General features: G+C 41.3%; 26 protein-coding genes. 23 read left to right on the top strand and 3 right to left on the bottom strand.

The window, feature by feature from the left end; genetic code table 11:
- Nucleotides 1-2: 2 nt before the first annotated feature.
- Nucleotides 3-701, bottom strand: a complete 699-nt coding sequence (fre, locus tag GARC_RS24660) for an NAD(P)H-flavin reductase (protein ID WP_007625710.1) — start codon at nucleotides 699-701, stop codon at nucleotides 3-5.
- Between the two features lie 290 nt (nucleotides 702-991).
- Here fre and GARC_RS24655 point away from each other — a divergent pair, with 290 nt between their 5' ends.
- From GARC_RS24655 to rlmB, 4 genes are all read left to right on the top strand, one after another.
- A complete protein-coding gene (locus GARC_RS24655; RefSeq protein WP_007625708.1) occupies nucleotides 992-1,228 on the top strand; it encodes a TIGR02647 family protein in 237 nt (78 codons plus the stop codon).
- Nucleotides 1,229-1,344: 116 nt separating this feature from the next.
- On the top strand, nucleotides 1,345-1,974 hold the full coding sequence (locus GARC_RS24650; protein WP_007625707.1) for a tetratricopeptide repeat protein: 630 nt from the start codon (nucleotides 1,345-1,347) through the stop codon (nucleotides 1,972-1,974).
- A gap of 312 nt (nucleotides 1,975-2,286) precedes the next feature.
- Entirely contained in the window at nucleotides 2,287-4,689 is a 2,403-nt protein-coding gene (rnr, locus tag GARC_RS24645; protein ID WP_007625706.1) for a ribonuclease R, read from the top strand.
- 5 nt (nucleotides 4,690-4,694) lie between these two features.
- Nucleotides 4,695-5,432, top strand: coding sequence for a 23S rRNA (guanosine(2251)-2'-O)-methyltransferase RlmB (gene rlmB, locus GARC_RS24640; RefSeq protein ID WP_007625703.1), 738 nt, complete (start codon nucleotides 4,695-4,697; stop codon nucleotides 5,430-5,432).
- Nucleotides 5,433-5,506: 74 nt separating this feature from the next.
- On the opposite strand, the gene GARC_RS24635 is transcribed toward rlmB, so the two are convergent.
- Nucleotides 5,507-5,863, bottom strand: a complete 357-nt coding sequence (locus tag GARC_RS24635; protein ID WP_007625701.1) for a hypothetical protein — start codon at nucleotides 5,861-5,863, stop codon at nucleotides 5,507-5,509.
- A gap of 106 nt (nucleotides 5,864-5,969) precedes the next feature.
- Here GARC_RS24635 and GARC_RS24630 point away from each other — a divergent pair, with 106 nt between their 5' ends.
- From GARC_RS24630 to rplQ, 19 genes are all read left to right on the top strand, one after another.
- Nucleotides 5,970-6,860, top strand: coding sequence for a LysR substrate-binding domain-containing protein (locus GARC_RS24630; RefSeq protein WP_226989324.1), 891 nt, complete (start codon nucleotides 5,970-5,972; stop codon nucleotides 6,858-6,860).
- A gap of 156 nt (nucleotides 6,861-7,016) precedes the next feature.
- Nucleotides 7,017-8,654 (top strand): AMP-binding protein, encoded by a 1,638-nt coding sequence (locus GARC_RS24625; RefSeq protein ID WP_007625697.1) that lies wholly within the window; start codon nucleotides 7,017-7,019, stop codon nucleotides 8,652-8,654.
- A 789-nt stretch (nucleotides 8,655-9,443) separates the two neighbouring features.
- Nucleotides 9,444-9,809, top strand: a complete 366-nt coding sequence (rplN, locus tag GARC_RS24620; RefSeq protein ID WP_007625695.1) for a 50S ribosomal protein L14 — start codon at nucleotides 9,444-9,446, stop codon at nucleotides 9,807-9,809.
- 11 nt (nucleotides 9,810-9,820) lie between these two features.
- A complete protein-coding gene (gene rplX, locus GARC_RS24615) occupies nucleotides 9,821-10,135 on the top strand; it encodes a 50S ribosomal protein L24 (protein WP_007625694.1) in 315 nt (104 codons plus the stop codon).
- A 16-nt stretch (nucleotides 10,136-10,151) separates the two neighbouring features.
- Nucleotides 10,152-10,691: a 50S ribosomal protein L5 gene (gene rplE / locus GARC_RS24610; RefSeq protein ID WP_007625693.1), complete on the top strand. Its 540-nt coding sequence runs from the start codon at nucleotides 10,152-10,154 to the stop codon at nucleotides 10,689-10,691.
- A gap of 11 nt (nucleotides 10,692-10,702) precedes the next feature.
- The gene (gene rpsN / locus GARC_RS24605) at nucleotides 10,703-11,008 is read left to right on the top strand and encodes a 30S ribosomal protein S14 (protein ID WP_007625692.1); all 306 of its coding nucleotides are present in this window, start codon (nucleotides 10,703-10,705) and stop codon (nucleotides 11,006-11,008) included.
- 12 nt (nucleotides 11,009-11,020) lie between these two features.
- Complete coding sequence (gene rpsH, locus GARC_RS24600; protein ID WP_039990491.1) at nucleotides 11,021-11,413, top strand: 30S ribosomal protein S8; 393 nt, start codon at nucleotides 11,021-11,023, stop codon at nucleotides 11,411-11,413.
- Between the two features lie 10 nt (nucleotides 11,414-11,423).
- A complete protein-coding gene (rplF, locus tag GARC_RS24595) occupies nucleotides 11,424-11,957 on the top strand; it encodes a 50S ribosomal protein L6 (protein ID WP_007625690.1) in 534 nt (177 codons plus the stop codon).
- Nucleotides 11,958-11,969: 12 nt separating this feature from the next.
- Entirely contained in the window at nucleotides 11,970-12,323 is a 354-nt protein-coding gene (rplR, locus tag GARC_RS24590; RefSeq protein WP_007625689.1) for a 50S ribosomal protein L18, read from the top strand.
- Between the two features lie 9 nt (nucleotides 12,324-12,332).
- A complete protein-coding gene (rpsE, locus tag GARC_RS24585) occupies nucleotides 12,333-12,836 on the top strand; it encodes a 30S ribosomal protein S5 (protein WP_007625688.1) in 504 nt (167 codons plus the stop codon).
- Nucleotides 12,837-12,839: 3 nt separating this feature from the next.
- Nucleotides 12,840-13,028, top strand: coding sequence for a 50S ribosomal protein L30 (rpmD, locus tag GARC_RS24580; RefSeq protein ID WP_193363092.1), 189 nt, complete (start codon nucleotides 12,840-12,842; stop codon nucleotides 13,026-13,028).
- A complete protein-coding gene (gene rplO, locus GARC_RS24575; protein WP_007625683.1) occupies nucleotides 13,029-13,463 on the top strand; it encodes a 50S ribosomal protein L15 in 435 nt (144 codons plus the stop codon).
- A gap of 5 nt (nucleotides 13,464-13,468) precedes the next feature.
- Nucleotides 13,469-14,788 (top strand): preprotein translocase subunit SecY, encoded by a 1,320-nt coding sequence (gene secY / locus GARC_RS24570; RefSeq protein ID WP_007625681.1) that lies wholly within the window; start codon nucleotides 13,469-13,471, stop codon nucleotides 14,786-14,788.
- Between the two features lie 24 nt (nucleotides 14,789-14,812).
- Nucleotides 14,813-14,929 (top strand): 50S ribosomal protein L36, encoded by a 117-nt coding sequence (gene rpmJ, locus GARC_RS26575; protein ID WP_081587621.1) that lies wholly within the window; start codon nucleotides 14,813-14,815, stop codon nucleotides 14,927-14,929.
- A gap of 124 nt (nucleotides 14,930-15,053) precedes the next feature.
- Nucleotides 15,054-15,410 carry a 30S ribosomal protein S13 gene (gene rpsM, locus GARC_RS24565; RefSeq protein WP_007625678.1) on the top strand — a complete coding sequence of 119 codons (357 nt, stop codon included), beginning with the start codon at nucleotides 15,054-15,056 and terminating at the stop codon, nucleotides 15,408-15,410.
- A 12-nt stretch (nucleotides 15,411-15,422) separates the two neighbouring features.
- Nucleotides 15,423-15,812: a 30S ribosomal protein S11 gene (rpsK, locus tag GARC_RS24560; RefSeq protein ID WP_007625676.1), complete on the top strand. Its 390-nt coding sequence runs from the start codon at nucleotides 15,423-15,425 to the stop codon at nucleotides 15,810-15,812.
- Between the two features lie 24 nt (nucleotides 15,813-15,836).
- Complete coding sequence (gene rpsD, locus GARC_RS24555) at nucleotides 15,837-16,457, top strand: 30S ribosomal protein S4 (RefSeq protein WP_007625675.1); 621 nt, start codon at nucleotides 15,837-15,839, stop codon at nucleotides 16,455-16,457.
- Nucleotides 16,458-16,479: 22 nt separating this feature from the next.
- The gene (locus tag GARC_RS24550; protein WP_007625666.1) at nucleotides 16,480-17,469 is read left to right on the top strand and encodes a DNA-directed RNA polymerase subunit alpha; all 990 of its coding nucleotides are present in this window, start codon (nucleotides 16,480-16,482) and stop codon (nucleotides 17,467-17,469) included.
- Between the two features lie 39 nt (nucleotides 17,470-17,508).
- Nucleotides 17,509-17,910 (top strand): 50S ribosomal protein L17, encoded by a 402-nt coding sequence (gene rplQ, locus GARC_RS24545; RefSeq protein WP_007625660.1) that lies wholly within the window; start codon nucleotides 17,509-17,511, stop codon nucleotides 17,908-17,910.
- A gap of 60 nt (nucleotides 17,911-17,970) precedes the next feature.
- Here the strand turns inward: rplQ and GARC_RS24540 are convergent, their stop codons facing one another.
- Nucleotides 17,971-18,741 (bottom strand): hypothetical protein, encoded by a 771-nt coding sequence (locus GARC_RS24540; RefSeq protein ID WP_007625658.1) that lies wholly within the window; start codon nucleotides 18,739-18,741, stop codon nucleotides 17,971-17,973.
- Nucleotides 18,742-19,002: the final 261 nt, after the last annotated feature.

Here is a 19,002-nt window from a genome sequence, read left to right as displayed (position 1 = left end):
GCTTAGATATATGCGTATGCGTCACCAAATAAAGACGTTATTGGTAACCCTTGTTTAGTGAAGTCATCGCGCACCACTTTGGCCATTTCAAAACGCCCGGCTACATACACTTGATAAGCTGCTAGGTCTGGCATGTCATCGAGCACGGCTTGATGTACCCAACCTGTTCTACCCGCCCAATCTGTTTCTGGGATCTCTATAACCGGGATAAAGGTAAAAAGAGGGTGTTGTTGCGTAAGAGTGATGAGTTCGTCGAATGCATACATATCACTTATTGTGCGTGTTCCCCAATATAAATGTACTTGTGCTTCTAACGGTTTACTAAGTAGTTGTTGCAATATAGACAAAGCATAGGAAAACCCCGTGCCTCCAGCTAATAAAATAATATCTTGTGCATCGGTTTGACTAAGAAAAGCTTGCCCTAATCCACCTTCAACATTGACTAATTTATCTTTGAGCATTTTTTCGATGACTTGCCCTGAATATTGGTTGCCAGGTTCAGTACCTATATGCAACTCGATAGAGCCATCCTCACGTGGAGCGTTAGCGATTGAAAAGGGGCGTTTGTCACCATCGCCCATCACTATTTGTAAATAGTGGCCAGCAATAAAGTTAAAAGGGGTATCTGGAATTAAAATAATACGTTTGATTGTATCTGTAAGGGCTTCAATCTTTTCTACCTTACACTGAATTATTTGCATAGTGTTCTTCTGGTTAAATTAGTGCTTCTTGAATATGATTATTTGAAATAACCTTTGATATTCATCTGTTTGGGCTTTAGTCTCAGAGAGATTATACCCAAGCTACTTCTAAATGCACGTCGCAGCGGTAGTTTGGGTATATAATATATGACTGATTTTATAGGAGTTATAATTAACTGAAAGTGCTAGGTTTTAGCGGGAGTTCTGTAAATGAACGTCTTGTTCTGCTTGAATCTAATCCGAGCCCTCTGTGTTTACGGGAATTAGGGCATAATTTATGAGGAATAAAAATGACATTTACGTCTGATATGATTGCAGAGCTGAACTTATTATTGAAGTTTCCTAACAAGAGTCTGATGCAAGGTTTGAAAATTCATCATGACGCAGAACCAGAGGTGATTGCTGCCGCAAAAAGGTTGTTCGACAAAGGCATAGTGACTTTACCAGATGGCGGGTATTTAACCGACTTAGGTCATGATTTATCTGAGCATGCTCAGGTTGTGAAAATAGCATTGACGAATAAATAATCCTTGCTAGTAGAACCATTAAACGTACAAGTGATTAGGGTCTAATGGCCCTAAATACTTATAAAAACACTTTTGTTGCCGATACAAAAGAAATCGTAAAAGTTAGATAATTTGTTATGCATCTATTCAAATCATTATCATTATTTTGTTGTGCCTTATTTTTTGTAGCTACGACTAACGCAGCGGATGAAATTAAAGCCGTTCAGTTGTATTCACAGGATGAGTTACTGGGCTTAATTAATAGAAATGAACATTTAAGCCGAGTGGTATTAGATGATTGTCAATTGGTGCAAGATATTCAGGCACGTGCAGAAATACTAAAAATTCCTAGTTATCAGTTTTTGTGGGGCGATATGTTGGCTTGGGGTGTCTGCGTGGACGCAGATGCAGAGCGGGGCATTAACTATATGCATCAAGCTGCTGAACAGGGTCTTGCAGCTGGATTAGAACAATTAGGCCGCTATTACTCTCAAGGTAAACTTGTGCAACAAGATAAAGAAAGAGCGGTTGTTTTTTTACGTGAGGCTTCTGTACTTGGAAACCTAAAAGCACAAATTCAATTGGCAGAGTTGTTTATTGAAGGATATGGAAGCCCTTACGACTATGAAGACGCTTATCATTGGTTGTACAACGCGATTAGCGCAGATAAGGCAACCCACGCTAAAATCGCTAATTGTATGCAAGACTTAGAGAAACTGATGCACCCCAAAGCAGTACGTAACGCCAAAAGACCACTTAATTCTTAACTATCCATATATCCTATTTGTAGCTCGCCTTTCTTAAAAAAATTCACAACTTTAGTGGACGTGACACCTCTTAATCCGAGTTCAGGTTATCTAAACAAAAGCAGCACAAGGCAAATATATTCGAATTACATTTTTTGAGATGCAAGAGGATTCGTTTGAATTGAAATGGTCAAATGATGGCAAGAGCAATTGGTTAGAGGTGCATCGAATTCATGGAAAAAGAGTTAAATAAGGCAGTATCTGTTAAAAAGTCATATTTGGTTGTGTTCATTTAGTTATACTCGACTTAATTAAATTATTAGTTAGGACTCTATGAGCGACGACCCATTTTACCAACGCGAAAAAGAAAAATACGAAAAGCCTGTTGCTAGCCGTGAATATTTACTAGAACTTTTAGTTAAAGCTAAAAAGCCTTTGTCTTTCCTAGAATTTTGTCAATTGCTTGATGCAAAAGATGAGGATAGTCGTATCGGTATTCAGCGTCGCCTTAGAGCAATGGAGCGTGAAGGCCAGGTTGAGTTTAATCGTGACAAAAAGTACGCCAAGCTTAAAACAGAAGATCTTATTCAAGGTCGAGTGATAGGCCATCGCGATGGCTTTGGTTTTTTAAAACGCGATGATGGTGAAAAAGACTTATTTATTCATAATGCACAAATGTCCACGGTATTACATGGCGATGTGGTCTTGGTTAAAGAAAGTGGCACGGATAATCGTGGTCGACGAGAAGCCAGAATTGCCAAAATTGTTGAGCCTCGCACTGAGCCTATAGTTGGTCGTTACTTTTTTGAAAATAATGTGGGTGTGGTCATTCCCGATGATAGCCGAATTAACCACGAAATAATGATACCCAAAGAGCAAACTAACGGTGCTCGTCAAGGGCACATAGTTGTGGTTGAAATTGTGCAGCGTCCTCGTAAACGAGTTAATGCTATCGGTAAAATTATTGAAGTACTGGGTGAACATATGGCTCCCGGTATGGAAATCGATATGGCGCTGCGGACTTTTGATATTCCTCACCATTGGCCAAAAGGTGTCGATAGGCAAGTGAAGGGACTAAATGAACAAGTTCCCGAAGAGGCCAAGGAAAACCGCATTGATTTAAGACAATTGCCACTGGTCACTATCGATGGTGAAGATGCCCGCGATTTTGATGATGCTGTTTTTTGTGAACCTTTAGATGGTGGTGGTTGGCAACTTTGGGTCGCTATTGCAGACGTGAGTTATTATGTGCGTTCAGGTACAGCCCTTGACAGTGAAGCTCAAAATCGAGGCAACTCTGTTTACTTCCCTGAACAAGTTGTTCCAATGTTGCCTGAAGTATTATCTAACGGATTATGTTCACTTAATCCCCAAGTTGACCGTTTATGTATGGTTTGTGAGATGACCATCAGCAAAACGGGTAAGCTGGTGGAGCATCAATTTTACGAAGCTGTGATGAACTCCAAGGCAAGATTAACCTACACCAAAGTGTGGGACATCTTGAAGGAACAAGGAGCGCAAGGCAATCCTGAATTGCATAAACGTTATGCTGAGCAAGTGCCGCACTTGAGGAATTTGCACGATATGTACCGTGTTTTAAAGCGCACTCGTAAGCAACGTGGTGCGATTGAGTTTGAAACCCAAGAAAGTAAATTTGTATTCAACGCTCAGCGTAAAATTGACAACATCGTCCCGGTAACACGCAACGATGCGCACAAGCTAATTGAAGAATGTATGATTTTAGCCAATGTGTCTGCAGCGCAAACCTTAACAAAAAATAAGGCTGAGGCCTTGTATCGTATCCACGATGAACCAGATTCTGATCGCCTAGGTGCATTTTTGTCATACTTAGCTGAAGTGGGTATCACTCATGGGATCGGCAAGGAAGTATCCCCTCAAGATTTCACTGATGTGATTGAAAAAATTCAAGGGCGACCTGACCAAGAACTGATTCAAACTATGTTGTTACGCTCGATGAAACAAGCGGTATACGATCATGAAAATATTGGCCACTTTGGTTTGGCATTAGATGCCTATGCGCACTTTACCTCGCCTATTCGTCGCTATCCTGATTTAGTTGTGCATCGAGCCCTTAAAGGTATTATCGATAAACAACAGCAACGCAAGAGTAAATCAGGCGGAAAAGCCTATACCGCAGATGAAGTGGAAACTTTAGGCGAGCAGTGTTCTATGACCGAACGCCGTGCAGACGATGCTACCAGAGACGTATCCGATTGGCTTAAATGTGAGTTTATGTTGGACCATGTGGGTGATGTGTTTGAAGGTGTGATTGCTTCGGTGACTAACTTTGGATTTTTTGTGCGTTTGTCCGAGTTTCATATTGATGGTTTAGTGCATATAACATCGTTAGAGAAAGACTATTTTCGCTATGATGAAGTTAAGCAGCATTTAATTGGCGAGAGTTTTGGTACGGTTTACCGGTTGGGTGATCCTGTTGAAGTGAAAGTTGCCTCTGTTAACTTAGATGAACGAAAAATTGACTTTGTATTGGATGGCGTAGCAGGTAAAAATATTAAAAAAACAGCTGGCAGAAAACCGTCTAGGGCTAAACAACCAAGTAAAAAAGCGAAAGAGTCTGCAAGCAAGGACAAAATCGCAAAACCAGCACCAGCAAATAAATCGACCAAGAAGCCAGCGACTAAAAAAAGTCGCCCAGCATCAAAGTCGAAAACTGCTCGAAGTAAACCTACAAGCTCATCCAGAAAGGGGAAATAAAGCATATGGCTCAACAAGAATGGTTATATGGTATCCACGCCCTTGAATCAATTATCCTGCGTGAACCAGAGCGCTTGATTGAACTCTTTGTGTTAAAAGGTCGAGATGACAAAAGTATTCATGACATTGTTAGCCAAGCAAGAAGCCTTGGTACTTCAGTGCAATTTTGTCAACGAAAAACATTAGATGATAAAGTCGACGGTGGTCAACATCAAGGTGTGGTCGCAAAAGTTAAACCTGCGAAACAATATAATGAAAATGATCTGGCTGCGATAGTAGAGTCAAGTAAATTGCCATTTTTGCTTATCTTGGATGGCGTGACTGATCCCCATAATTTAGGGGCTTGTTTACGTACAGCGGATGCCGCCGGTGTGGACGCAGTAGTGGTTCCTAAAGACAAATCAGCTGCCCTTACGCCTGTGGTGCGAAAAGTAGCTTGTGGAGCAGCTGATGTTATCCCTTTAGTACAAGTCACCAACTTGGCTAGAACGTTACGAGACTTACAAGACGCAGGGGTGTGGATAGTCGGCACTGCCGGGGAAGCAGAAAATAATATTTATGATTGCAAATTTAACGGTCCAATGGCCCTTGTTATGGGCGCCGAAGGTAAAGGCATGCGCCGTTTAACTCGTGAACATTGCGATGAGTTAATTAAACTACCCATGGCAGGCTCTGTTTCAAGCCTTAACGTCTCTGTGGCGACCGGGGTGTGTTTATATGAGATTGTTAGACAAAGAGGCTAGGTAGCCGATAAAAAGGGAATGCCTTTAGGGTATTCCCTTATCTCTTCAAATAAATAAGTGTTTATCCTATTCACTTAAAATGTTTTGGCTAGTAGCTTCTTGGCCTCTTCTCTATCGATGCAGGCACGCAAAGGTTTTAGAGTAAATTTCTTTAAACTTGTAATGCGTTCCTCGCCTTGCCAAATTTGACCATTTTGTGATACTTCAACTCGGCAACTGATGTTCTCTGCACCCTTATCTGCACCCTTTGTATAGAATATAGTTACTTGTTCTGAGCGATCTACTAGACCTTCGTATGGATATCCATTTTGTGTATACACTTTTTCTGTTGGATTAACTTCAGCTAAACTACTGGTTGATGTGAAAAGTAATATTGATGCAAGTGTTAATATTTTACATATGCTTGAATTCTTGATTAGTGGCTTATTCATTAGTGTTCTCCTGTTAATAGAGATATGAATATAGGTATGTGTAGAGCGTCAGACAAACGATGAAAACTTATATATACTTAAGAACAACTTAAGTTTGGAGCTTGGCTTGAAAAAATTACCACCGTTGAATTCATTACGTTATTTCTTAGTCGCCGCACAGAATTTAAGTTTCAAAAAAGCCGCTGAGCAATTATTTGTGACTCAGGCAGCTATAAGCCAGCATATTAAAACCTTAGAAACCCATTTAGGTGTACAGCTTTTTATTAGAGGGACGCGACTAGTGTCTCTAACAGAAGATGGCAAGCGTTTAATACCCCATATCCAAGCAGGTTTTGATCACTTTGCTAAAGGTGTTGCACTTTTAATAGAAGACGCCAATCCCGATGTGTTAAATGTGACTGTGGTGGAGTCATTGTCAACTCGATGGTTGGTACCTAGATTGCAGTTTTTTCAGGAGCTGCATCCCGAAATCAGAGTTCGCCTCGAACCTTGCAATCAATTGAGAGATTTTTCTGGTACCGATATTGACCTTGCTATTCGTTTTGGTGAAGGCAACTATGCTGGACTTGAAAGTCGATTTCTTCTTAAAGATAAATACGTCTTAGTTTGTCACCCAAGACTCATTCAGCCCAATATTAGACCACAAGACCTGTATAAACTGCCGTTATTGGAAGAACGCGGAGCTATTACTGGGGAGGCATGGCAGACCTTTTTGGCAAAACATAAGCTTCAAGAACAAAAATTTAATAAGATCCTAGAAGTCGACGATTCTACCGTGACCATTGTCGATGCAGCCTTAGCTGGACAGGGGTTCGCAATGTTACGCTACAATTTGATATATCAGCAAATTCAACGTCAACAATTGGTCTCACTCTTTGACTTCAGTCATCCAAGTGCCTATTCCTATTATCTGGTTGCTCCTAATCATCATTTTAGTAAACCCAAAGTGCAGTTATTTGAAAAGTGGTTAAGTGAAGCGCTCGAAGATATTGTGTAGCGTTGTTGGGTAAGGTTTTATCCCGGAAGCATAAAGTTGTTGATTTAGCGCTGTTTATTTAATAATCAGTATTGTTAAAAACATGTTATCTATGATTGATCTATTTCTTCGTAGTCGTTATAAAGAGATAAATCAAACCCTATTTTTGGATATCAAATGTCATTAAAGTCACCCTTGGAAATGTTTTATCACTGGGAAGAGACCACTCCAGATTCTATTTATCTAAAACAACCCATAAATGGTTCGGTGCGAGACTTTACTTGGCGAGATGTTGGTGATCAAGCTAGAAGAGTTGCGGCAAGTTTGCTCGCGATGGAATTACCCTCAGGCAGTAATATCGCCATTTTGTCAAAAAATTGTGCAGAGTGGTTTATTACTGATTTGGCCATTATGTTGGCAGGTCATGTATCTGTACCTATCTACTCCACTGCTGGCGAAAAGACAATCCGTTATGTTTTGGACCATGCTAAGTGTCCAGTGATATTTGTGGGTAAGTTGGATGACACCGAAAGACAAGTTGCGGCTATTGAAGAAGGGATAATAAAACTAGCATTTCCCTATCCAAATATTCCTGCCGATAAGCAGTGGGACGAATTATTACAAAGCGCCCCATATATCGACAAACCTATTCCCGCTTTAGATTCTGTGATGACCATAGTTTATACCTCTGGTAGTACCGGTAATCCAAAAGGTGTAGTGCATAATTATGAGTCCATTTGCTGGGCGGCATCGAATTCATTGGTGGAGTTAGGTGTGGATCAAAACGATCGTATTCTTAGTTATTTGCCCCTTGCACATATTACTGAAAGAGTATTAGTTGAAATTGCTAGTTTATACGCGGGTATGCGGATTGATTTTATTGAGTCACTAGATACATTTTCTCGTGATGTTAATGCAACACAGCCGACTTTGTTTCTTTCTGTGCCACGGCTATGGACACGTTTCCAAATGGGCGTGTTAGCCAATATGCCACAAAAAAAGCTCGACTTATTATTACGTATTCCAATTGTGTCAGGGTTGGTTAGTAAAAAGATACGTACTAAATTAGGTCTCAATAAAGCAAGACTTTGTGCAAGTGGTTCAGCTCCTATCGCTGTGCCTACACTAGAATGGTTCAGAAAAATAGGTGTCAATATTGCTGAAGGCTGGGGTATGACTGAGAACAGCGCCTATGGCACTTCTAGCGTGCCTTTTCGAGCGGACAAAATAGGCTCTATAGGGCGTGCGTATTCAGGTGTGGATATACGTATAGCGGAAGATGGTGAAATTCAGGTTAAGGGACCTTGTAATATGAAAGAGTATTATTTAGAGCCCGAAAAAACGGCAGAAGTGATGACTGAAGATGGATATCTGAAAACTGGGGACAAAGGTTCTATAGACAGTGATGGTTACATCACAATTACCGGCCGTTTAAAAGAAATTTTTAAAACATCTAAAGGTAAATATATCGCACCTGTCCCTATTGAGTCCAAATTGATGGCGAACTCTTCTATTGAACAAGTATGTGTTACTGGCTCGCAGTTAAAGCAACCTATCGGCTTGGTCGTTTTGTCTGTTGAAGCCCTTAAGTTAGCAACAGAGGAGATTGAAGAAAGCCTGTTGGCAACGTTAAATGAAGTGAATGCAACACTCGAAAGCCATGCCGTACTTGATTGCCTAGTTGTTATGAAAGATGAGTGGACAGTAGATAATGGGCTTTTGACTCCTACTCTAAAGTTAAAGAGGCATGATCTGGAAGAATACTATGACAGCCTTATCAATGGAGAGTTACAAGGGAAAATTGCGAGGCAATAGTGAGGTAAATCCTAGTAGAGAGCATTGTCATTATTCGTTCGGCGTATCAAAGCAAAGATTCTTTAAAGAGTGTAAAGCGCCGAACTTAGCTTAATGTAATCCATGCTATTAGCGAATAATTTCGTTAATAGTATGGACCACCCTTATGATAAAAAACTTCTTAACATCAACTTCCCTTCTTTTGCAGAATATCGTTATAAACGTGAAGAACTTGAAGGTCATTTCTGATTATTCGCAACATCAGTCATCAATGAGTCAGGGAGTTATGATTTATATATGAGCGCCGCAGGGGAACCATTTAGTGCAGCCCACTCATTAGGCACTATTAACAACTGAGTGATTTTTATAAATAATTACGAAGTTCGATAATAGCAATAAGACACAAATCCTACTCGATAGAACTGAATTACTAGGTATTAATGAAAAAGTAAAGCATATCATTACAGTTGAAAAAACAGATGATTCAGCCACAGGTTTCAAAATTTCGATACTTAAATGATCTTAACTTGACCCTAAGAGGCCTCTTCTGGGGACTTTTAGTTATCTATTGAAATGTGTCGAGCCTTGAAATTACGGCGCTCCATACACTTGTCATAGGTAAATGGCATCCTAATAGACATACCCCCATCTTTCTCATTATTATTTGCATATTCCACTATCGCAGCATTGGGTTTTCTGTTAGTATTTCGCGCCCTTTTAACTGGGGTATGTATAAAAAAGCAGCTGAATGCTGTTTTTTTGCAGCTAAACGACTCGGAAGAGTCTTAATTTTAATAGCGGAGCACTAACATGATCCAAATGCAAACTAACCTGGATGTTGCCGATAATTCCGGCGCTCGCAGGGTTCAGTGTATTAAGGTTCTTGGTGGCTCGCATCGCCGTTATGCACATATTGGTGACATCATCAAAGTTACTGTTAAGGAAGCAATTCCTCGCGGTAAAGTAAAAAAAGGTGATGTACTAACTGCAGTGGTGGTGCGTACTAGAAAAGGCGTACGTCGTCCTGATGGATCTTCGATCCGTTTTGATGGAAACGCAGCTGTTTTGCTTAATGCAAACAAGCAACCGATTGGTACGCGTATCTTTGGTCCGGTTACCCGAGAACTTCGTGTGAATAACATGAAAATTGTCTCGCTAGCCCCTGAGGTATTATAAGGAGTCACGATATGGCTAATAAAATTCGTCGTGATGATGAAATCATCGTTTTGGCTGGTAAAGATAAAGGAAAACAAGGCAAAGTGCTTAAAGTTCTTCCCGCTTCTAACCGTCTAATCGTTGAAGGTGTGAGCATGATCAAGAAGCATACTAAACCTAACCCTCAATTGGGTGTGGCTGGTGGCATTGTTGAGAAAGAAGCATCGATTCACGTATCAAATGTAGCGATCTACAACTCGAAAACGGGTAAAGCAGATCGTGTAGGTTTCCGTCTTGAAGGTGAGAAGAAAGTACGTTTCTTCAAATCAGACGGCGAACTAGTTTAAAAAATTGGAGAGTACGATGGCGAAACTGCATGATTACTATAAAGACACAGTTGTAGCGGAACTTGCTAAGCAGTTCAACTACAAAAGCGTCATGCAAGTCCCTCGGATTGATAAAATCACTTTAAACATGGGTTTAGGTGAAGCGGTAGCGGACAAGAAGGTATTAGAAAATGCCACGGCTGAAATGCAAGCAATTGCAGGTCAAAAGCCTATTGTAACCGTTGCTCGCAAGTCTGTAGCGGGTTTTAAAATCCGTGAAGGTTATCCGATTGGCTGTAAAGTAACCCTACGTGGTGAACGTATGTGGGAATTCTTTGAACGTTTAGTTTCAATAGCAATTCCTCGTATCCGTGATTTCCGTGGCTTAAATCCTAAGTCATTCGATGGTCGCGGTAACTTTAGCATGGGCGTTCGTGAGCAAATTATCTTCCCTGAAATCGAATTCGATAAAGTGGATAAGATACGCGGTATGGATATTACTATCACTACTAGCGCACAAACCGATGCGGAAGCACACGCTTTATTAAGCGCGTTTAACTTCCCGTTTAAAAAGTAAGGTGTAGGGTTATGGCAAAAGAATCAATGAAAGCGCGCGAAGTAAAACGTGCGAAGCTAGTTGTTAAGTTCGCAGTAAAACGCGCAGCGCTTAAAGCAACTATCAGCGATGTCAACTCTTCTGACGAAGAACGTTGGGACGCTGTTCTTAAGCTACAACAACTGCCACGTGACTCATCTGTAAGTCGTAAGCGTAATCGCTGCAACATTACAGGTCGTCCACATGGTTTCCTACGCAAGTTTGGCATGAGTCGTATCAAGTTGCGTGAAGCAGCTATGCGTGGCGAAGTGCCTGGCTTGAAAAAAGCCAGTTGGTAAGGGGTAGCTGATATGAGTATGCAAGATCCTATCGCGGACATGTTTACACGCGTTCGTAACGGCCAGATGGCTAGCAAAGTTTCTGTAATTATGCCTTCATCTAAAGTTCGTGTTGCAATTGCAGGCGTTCTAAAAGAAGAAGGTTATGTAACAGACTTCGCTGTTTCTGGTGACGTAAAGCCGGTATTAGAAGTGACTTTAAAGTACTTCGAAGGCAAAAAAGTAATCGAGAGCATTGAGCGCGTAAGTCGCCCTGGTCTTCGCATCTATAAGAAAAAAGATGAGTTGCCAAAAGTAATGGGTGGTTTAGGTGTGGCTATCGTGTCTACCTCTAAAGGTGTGATGACTGACCGTGCAGCGCGTAAAGCGGGTATGGGCGGTGAAATCATCGGCTACGTAGCGTAAGGGGAATAATATGTCACGTATAGCAAAAGCTCCTGTTGACGTTTTATCTGGTGTAGAAATTTCTATCGCTGGTCAAGAAGTCACAGTAAAAGGTAAAAACGGTACGCTAGTTCGTGTATTTAATGAAGCAGTTGAAGTAGTACAAGAAGAGAATCAGCTAGTTGCTAAGCCTCGTGAAGGCAAAGTAAATGGTTGGGCTCAAGCTGGTACAGCTCGTTCTTTGTTAAACAACATGATCCTAGGTGTATCTCAAGGTTTTGAGAAAAAACTATTGTTGAATGGTGTTGGTTACCGTGCGCAAGCTCAAGGTAGCAAACTAAATTTAACTCTGGGTTTCTCACACCCTGTAGCATACGAAATGCCTGATGGTATTTCTGTTGAAACTCCTAGTCAGACTGAAATCATCGTCAAAGGCGTTGATAAACAGTTGATAGGTCAGGTTGCAGCTAACATCCGCGCATACCGTCCGCCAGAGCCTTATAAAGGTAAAGGTGTTCGTTACGCTGATGAAGTTGTGCGTCGTAAAGAAGCTAAGAAAAAGTAAGGAGTTAGTACGATGGATAAAAAATCAGCTCGTTTACGTCGCGCTACTCGTGCACGTAAAAAAATTAGTGAATTGGCCGCGCATCGCTTGGTTGTTAACCGCACACCGCGTCACATATACGCTCAGTTAATCGCACCTAGCGGTTCTGAAGTATTGGCGTCGGCTTCAACAGTTGAAACTGAACTAGCTGGTAGCCTTAAAGGTACTGGTAACTCAGCGGCAGCAGCGGCTATTGGCAAAGCGATCGCAGAACGCGCTATAGAAAAAGGCATCAAGAAAGTTGCTTTTGACCGTAGTGGATTCAAGTATCACGGTCGAGTTAAAGCATTAGCTGACGCAGCCCGCGAAGCTGGCCTTCAGTTCTAGGAGTTAATTATGGCTAAAGTAGAAGTTCAAAACGCTGGTGATCTGCTAGAAAAGCTAATCGCAGTTAACCGTGTATCTAAAGTAGTTAAAGGTGGTCGTATCTTTAGCTTTACTGCTTTGACAGTAGTAGGTGACGGTAACGGTCGTGTAGGTTTTGGTTACGGTAAAGCACGTGAAGTGCCTGCTGCAATTCAAAAAGCTATGGAAAAAGCGCGTCGCAATATTGTGAACGTTGATCTTAATGGCAATACACTACAGCACCCAATAAAAGGTCGTCACTCAGGCTCTAAGGTCTACATGCAACCAGCATCTGAAGGTACTGGTATTATTGCCGGTGGTGCAATGCGTGCAGTTCTTGAAGTTTCGGGTGTACAAAACGTACTTTCAAAATGTTACGGATCTACGAATCCAATTAACGTTGTGCGTGCAACTATCAATGCGTTGACAGAAATGAATTCGCCTGAGTCAGTTGCCGCTAAGCGTGGATTGTCTGTATCGCAGATTTTGGGGTAATTGATCATGACTAAAATGATTAAAATAAAGCAAACAAAAAGTTCTATCGGTCGTTTACCTAAGCATAAAGCTACGCTTACTGGTTTAGGTCTTCGTCGTATAGGTCATATTAGTGAGCTAGAAGACACCCCTTCTGTCCGTGGCATGATCAACCGTGTATTTTACATGGTTGAAGTAGTGGAGGAGAAATAAATGTATTTAAATACTTTGGCTCCTGCACCTGGAGCGAAAAATTCTGGTAAACGTGTGGGTCGTGGTATGGGCTCTGGTCTTGGAAAAACTGGTGGCCGTGGTCACAAAGGTCAAAAGTCTCGCTCAGGCGGTTCTGTAAAACCTGGTTTTGAAGGCGGGCAAATGCCAATCCAACGTCGTCTACCTAAGTTCGGTTTTACTTCTCGTAAATCTTTGGTTTCTGACCAAGTTACGTTAAGCGAAATCGCCAAGGTAGAAGGTGATGTGGTATCACTTGAAACTTTAAAAGCAGCAGGTCTTGTTAAGAAAGAAATGTTGTTCGTTAAAGTTATGAAAAGTGGTGACATTTCACGTGCCGTAACTATTAGTGGTTTAAAGGTATCAAAAGGCGCTCTTGAGTCAATCAAGGCGGCTGGCGGTAAAGTAGAGGAATAGGCTAGATGGCTAAACCAGGACAGGATTCAAGCGCCAAAGGCGGCTTGAGCGAGCTTAAATCAAGATTGTTGTTCGTACTTGGTGCGATCATAGTTTTTAGGTTGGGTTCTTATGTACCTATTCCTGGTATTGACGCTGCGGTGTTAGCTCAGTTATTTGAGCAACAGAAAGGTACAATCGTGGAGATGTTTAACATGTTCTCCGGTGGTGCTCTTGAACGCGCGTCAGTTCTAGCCCTAGGCATCATGCCTTATATTACAGCTTCCATTATCATTCAGTTGATGTCACATATGCATCCACCGATGATGGAACTTAAAAAGGAAGGTGAAGCAGGGCGTCGTAAAATTAGTCAATACACACGTTATTTTACGTTGGTGTTGGCCTCTTTCCAAGCAGTTGGAATAGCGACAAACTTACCAAACCTTATACAAGGTTTAGTAATTAACCCCGGCTTCGGTTTTTACTTTACAGCATGGATTAGCTTAGTCACGGGAACTATGTTCCTTATGTGGTTAGGTGAACAAATTACAGAGAGAGGTATTGGTAACGGTATCTCTATTCTGATTTTTGCCGGTATTGTATCTGGTTTGCCATCAGCATTAGGTAATGTTGCTGAGCAAGCAAGACAAGGTGAATTGAACTTATTGTTCTTGATGTTAGTGGGCGTAATCATTATTGCCGTCACTTACTTTGTGGTATTTGTAGAGCGTGGTCAGCGACGTATCGTTGTTAACTATGCAAAACGTCAACAAGGTCGTAAGGTTTTTGCTGCACAAAGCACGCATTTACCTTTAAAGGTGAACATGGCTGGTGTTATTCCTCCTATCTTTGCATCAAGCATAATTTTGTTTCCAGGCACCATTGCAAATTGGTTTGGTCAGAATGAGTCATTATCTTGGTTACAAGATGTGGCCCTACAGTTGTCCCCTGGACAACCTTTGTATGTGATGTTGTATGCTGCGACGATTATTTTCTTCTGTTTCTTCTATACTGCGTTGGTGTTTAACCCTCGCGAAACGGCAGATAACTTGAAGAAATCTGGAGCTTTTGTTCCTGGTATTCGTCCTGGCGAACAAACATCTAAATATGTTGATAAAGTTATGACACGCCTTACTTTGGCAGGTGCACTTTACATAACCTTTATATGTTTAGTGCCTGAGTTCATGTTGATCGCTTGGAACGTTCCGTTCTACTTTGGCGGTACATCACTACTTATTATGGTAGTGGTAATCATGGATTTCATGGCGCAGGTGCAGACCCATTTGATGTCAAATCAATATGAGTCTGTTCTTAAAAAAGCTAATCTTAAAGGCTATGGCCGCTAAGTTAGCGATTTACGGAGTGATGAAATGAAAGTTCGTGCATCAGTCAAGCGGATTTGCCGTAACTGTAAAGTCGTTAAGCGCAACGGTGTTGTGCGTGTGATTTGCAGTTCTGACCTTAAGCATAAGCAAAGGCAGGGTTAATCGAGTGGATTGGGGGTCGTCTAGATACACTAGCGCCTCAATCCTTATTTGCAATTTAGTTATTGGGTAAGTATCCTATCGGGCTTTTTAGGCTAATGACTATAAATTATAAGGAGTACTGTTAATGGCCCGTATCGCTGGCATTAACATCCCTGAACACAAGCATACTGTAATTGCATTATCTGCAATTTATGGTGTTGGTTCCACACGTGCTAAAAGCATTTGTGTAGCGTCTGGTGTTGCAGAGACAACCAAGATCAAAGATCTTAGTGAAGAACAGATTGATAAACTTCGAGATGAAGTTGCAAAATTCACAGTTGAAGGTGACCTTCGCCGTGAAGTATCAATGAGTATAAAACGTTTGATGGATTTAGGTTGCTACCGTGGTATTCGCCACCGTCGTAGTCTTCCTCTACGTGGTCAGCGCACTAAAACTAATGCGCGTACCCGTAAAGGTCCTCGCAAAGCAATAAAACGATAAGCGGGGGATATTATGGCTAAAGCACCAACCAAAACGCGTAAGCGCGTAAAACGTCAAGTTGCTGATGGTATGGCTCATATTCATGCCTCTTTCAACAATACAATAGTGACTATTACTGACCGTCAGGGCAACGCTCTGTCATGGGCAACTTCAGGTGGTTCTGGTTTCCGTGGTTCACGTAAATCAACTCCCTTTGCTGCTCAAGTAGCTGCTGAACGTGCTGGTACAGCCGCTCAGGATTACGGTTTGAAAAACATAGAAGTGTTCGTTAAGGGCCCAGGTCCAGGTCGTGAATCTGCGATCCGAGCTTTGAACGCTGCTGGTTATAAAATCACTAATATTACCGATGTGACACCTATACCTCACAACGGTTGTCGTCCACCGAAAAAACGTCGCGTTTAATCGACGGACAGTTGGAGAAAGATCATGGCAAGATATTTGGGTCCAAAACTCAAACTTAGCCGTCGCGAAGGAACAGATTTATTCCTTAAAAGCGGCGTTCGAGCAATCGAATCTAAATGTAAAATTGATACCGCACCTGGTCAACATGGCGCCCGTCGTGGCCGTTTGTCTGATTACGGTGTTCAGTTACGTGAAAAGCAAAAAGTACGTCGTATGTACGGTGTATTGGAAAAGCAATTCCGTAACTATTATAAAGAAGCAGCACGTTTAAAAGGCAACACAGGTGAAAACTTGTTACAGCTTTTGGAGCAGCGTCTTGACAATGTTGTATACCGTATAGGTTTTGCTAGTACTCGTGCTGAAGCGCGTCAACTAGTTAGCCATAAAGCCATTTTGGTTAACGGTAAAGTTGTTAACGTTCCTTCTTTTAACGTTACTGCTGATGATGTAGTTTCTGTTCGTGAGAAAGCGAAAAAGCAAGCGCGTATCGTTGCTGCATTGGAACTAGCTGATCAGCGTGAAAAACCAGTTTGGATTGAAGTAGATAACAAGAAAATGGAAGGCACATTTAAACGTGTTCCTGAAAGAACTGATTTGTCTGCAGATATTAACGAACAGTTGATCGTCGAACTTTACTCTAAGTAAAGCTTAAAGAAGAGAGGAAACAATGTCGGGTTCTGTAACTGAGTTCTTAAAACCAAGATTAGTTGAAATTGATAACGTCTCGTCAACTCGCGCAAAGGTCACACTTGAGCCTTTAGAACGTGGGTTTGGCCATACGCTAGGTAACGCGTTACGTCGCATCTTATTGTCGTCAATGCCAGGATGTGCAGTGACAGAAGTTGAAATCGATGGTGTGTTGCATGAATACAGCACCAAAGAGGGCGTACAAGAAGACGTTATCGAGATATTGCTTAACCTTAAAGGTTTAGCCGTACGTCTTGAAGGCAAAACTGAAGCAACACTAACTCTAGTGAAATCCGGTGCGGGCCCAGTATTAGCTGGTGATATCCAGCATGATGGCGATGTGGAAATTGTTAACCCTGACCATTTGGTTTGTACTTTAACTGGCGAAGCTGAACTTAGCATGCGTATTAAAGTAGAAATGGGTCGTGGTTATGTTCCTGCATCAACTCGCCGCTCTTCAGAAGAAGATGATCGTCCTATTGGTCGTTTATTAGTGGATGCTTCATATAGCCCTGTTGATCGTATATCTTACAATGTTGAGTCTGCTCGTGTAGAGCAAAGAACCGACCTTGATAAGCTAATCATTGATATGGAAACAAATGGCACAATTGATCCGGAAGAAGCAATTCGTCGTGCAGCTACTATTTTAGCTGAACAATTAGACGCATTTGTTGAACTTCGTGATATTTCTGAGCCAGTTGAAAAAGAAGAAAAACCGGAATTTGATCCGATTTTACTTCGTCCTGTTGATGACTTAGAGCTAACTGTACGTTCAGCTAACTGTTTGAAAGCCGAAGCCATACAATATATTGGTGACCTAGTACAACGTACCGAAGTTGAGTTGTTAAAAACTCCTAACTTGGGTAAAAAATCTCTTACTGAGATTAAAGATGTGCTAGCTTCTCGTGGACTGTCTCTAGGCATGCGCTTAGAAAACTGGCCACCAGAGTCAATCGCTGAAAAAGATTAATCAGGTTTTCGAACCTGATTTGTAAAGAAGGATAAAACTATGCGCCATCGTAAAAGTGGTCGTCAGTTAAATCGTAACAGCAGTCATCGTCAAGCTATGTTTAAAAACATGGCTGGTTCTTTGGTTAAACATGAGTTGATTAAAACTACTCTACCAAAGGCGAAAGAATTGCGTCGCGTAATTGAGCCTCTTATCACACTTGCTAAGCAAGACAGTGTAGCTAATCGCCGTTTGGCAATGGCTCGTACTGGTGACAAAGAAGTTGTTGGTAAATTGTTTAACGAACTAGGTCCTCGCTATGAAGAGCGTCCTGGTGGCTATATTCGCATTTTGAAATGTGGATTCCGTACTGGTGATAAAGCACCTATGGCCTACGTTGAATTGGTTGATCGCCCTGAAGTTGAAGCAGTCGAAGAGATTGAAGAAACAGAAGCGGAATAAACAACCGTACTAAATAAAAAAGCCAGACTGATGTCTGGCTTTTTTATATCTAAAGTAAAGTTATTCCTTATTATCTAAAACTTGAGAAAGCTCTTCAGTTGTAGCCCCACCTTTAATCGCATAGGCTTCAAGTTTTTCTATATCAATCCCAGAGTTTTGTGCAGTTTCAATAATCCTTTTTACGTTTTCTCTCTGCGCACTTGATTCACGAACGGCAGTAGTGATGACCATTTCCGCATCATTGGGAAATACCGCCAGTAATGCTTCAACTACATATTCCCCAACAAAAGGTACCGCACCTATAGCTGACTGCAATATCTCTACAATTTTACTTGGATGTTCTTTAGCGAGAGATTGCACAATATAGTCTGCTGAATCTGGTTCAGTTATCACTGCTATTCTTACAATTTCATTTAGTTCTTCAGGAGTCGAATGTGCAGCTGCTGTAACGACAAAATCAATATAACTTGGATCTGCATTAATAGCGGTCTCTACAATACTTGTACAACTACTGATACCTTTACTGAGCGCTATAGTTACCACTTCTTCAGCTAAGGTTGGTTGTGCAGATATTGCTGCGTGAATGATTTCTTTATATTTTGATGGATATAGATCTAGTGCAGTGTCTACTATGGAGGCTGCTTGTTGGGGGTAGTGACTTACTATGACCTTAATGGCTTTACCTATAGTGACATTTTGTTCTACTTGTATTTGTAGAAACCTTTCATTAATTTGATTAGGTTTGCTTTTGTCCATGTCCTGGTTGGCAGATGCGCCATGCATATGCACTAGTGAACTAAGTGTTAATGCTAACCCTACTAATTTTTTCATGTTTACTACACCATAACGTGATTAAGCAATAATGTAGGACACCATTACCGGAATTAAATTCAATCTAACATAATTGTATGTACTTTATACATCTAGGTTGAAAACTATGCAGTTAAACAGAAAAGTACTAATTATTTGAAATTAGGGGTTGCATAGGAATCTGTTCTCTCTATAATGCGCCCTCGCTTCAAGGGAGACCACTTAGGACTCTCGCAACAAACAAGGTTTTACCGAATTGTTGCATGTACTTTAAAGGTACAA

Source organism: Paraglaciecola arctica BSs20135 (assembly GCF_000314995.1).
GTDB lineage: Bacteria > Pseudomonadota > Gammaproteobacteria > Enterobacterales > Alteromonadaceae > Paraglaciecola > Paraglaciecola arctica.
Note: the sequence above shows the minus strand (reverse complement) of the source record. Positions and strands in the feature narration are given on the sequence as shown.